The following is a 1,050-nucleotide window of genomic DNA, read 5'->3' as shown; positions in this document are numbered from 1 at the left end:
TGTTTGATCCCAGGCTTTGATGGCGCATACTTTTCGTCCGAATCAAAGGATGCGCTATGGGCCAGGTTCTTCATGGGAGCGCCACGACGACAGAGGCGATCCGTCGAGCGATACAGCATAGTCAAGAGAGCCTGAGGGCGCTGGCGAAGCGCTACGGCATCAATCAGAAGACGGTTAGGAAGTGGAGGAACCGGACGTCGGCCGCCGATCTTCCGACTGGCCCCAGAGATCCGAAGTCGACAGTGCTATCGACTGAGGAAGAGGCGGTCATCGTCGCCTTTCGGCGTTATACGCTGCTGCCACTGGACGATTGCCTCTATGCTCTCCAACCGACGATCCCGCATCTGTCGCGGTCATCCTTGCATCGCTGCCTGCAGCGTCACGGGATAGGCAGGTTGCCGGATGTCGAGGGCGACAAGCCGGCAAGGAAGAAGTTCAAGGCCTATCCAATCGGCTACTTCCATATCGACGTCGCCGAGGTCCGAACCGAGCAGGGCAAGCTGCATATGTTCGTGGCCATAGATCGGACCTCGAAGTTCGCTTTCGTCGAGCTGCACGAGAAGGCAACGACAGCGGTCTCCGCCGATTTCCTGCGCCATCTTCTTGATGCTGTCCCTTACAAGATCCACACAGTGCTTACCGACAACGGCATTCAGTTCACGACCCCAGGTGCCGGCGGCTCGGCCGTTCCGCTGATCAAGGAAGCCATGGCGGCGGGAGAAATCATATGGGCGCACGCCTTCGAACATACTTGCGCCAAGGCCGATATCGACCACCGAACGACAAAGCCAAGGCACCCATGGACCAACGGCCAGGTCGAACGCATGAACCGCACGATCAAGGATGCGACCGTCAAACGCTTCTACTACGAGAGCCATGACCAACTGCGCCAGCATCTCGCCGATTTCGTCTTAGCCTATAATTTCGGCCGTCGACTGAAGACCCTCAAGGGCCTCACGCCCTTTGAATACATCTGCAAAATCTGGACAAAAGAGCCCGAACGATTCAGGCTCGATCCAACCCATCAAACCTTGGGACTAAACACCTAGC

Annotated in this window: 1 protein-coding gene; it reads left to right on the top strand. The window is 57.2% G+C overall.

The features are described from left to right. Positions 1-56 precede the first annotated feature (56 nt). Positions 57-1,049: an IS481 family transposase gene (locus NKJ57_RS30805; RefSeq protein ID WP_352513790.1), complete on the top strand. Its 993-nt coding sequence runs from the start codon at positions 57-59 to the stop codon at positions 1,047-1,049. The last annotated feature ends 1 nt before the right edge of the window (position 1,050 follow it).

Origin of the sequence: Mesorhizobium sp. M0077 (assembly GCF_040322955.1) — a bacterium.
In the GTDB taxonomy this organism is placed as follows: Bacteria; Pseudomonadota; Alphaproteobacteria; order Rhizobiales; family Rhizobiaceae; genus Mesorhizobium.
This window is presented reverse-complemented; position numbering and strand designations above follow the sequence as displayed.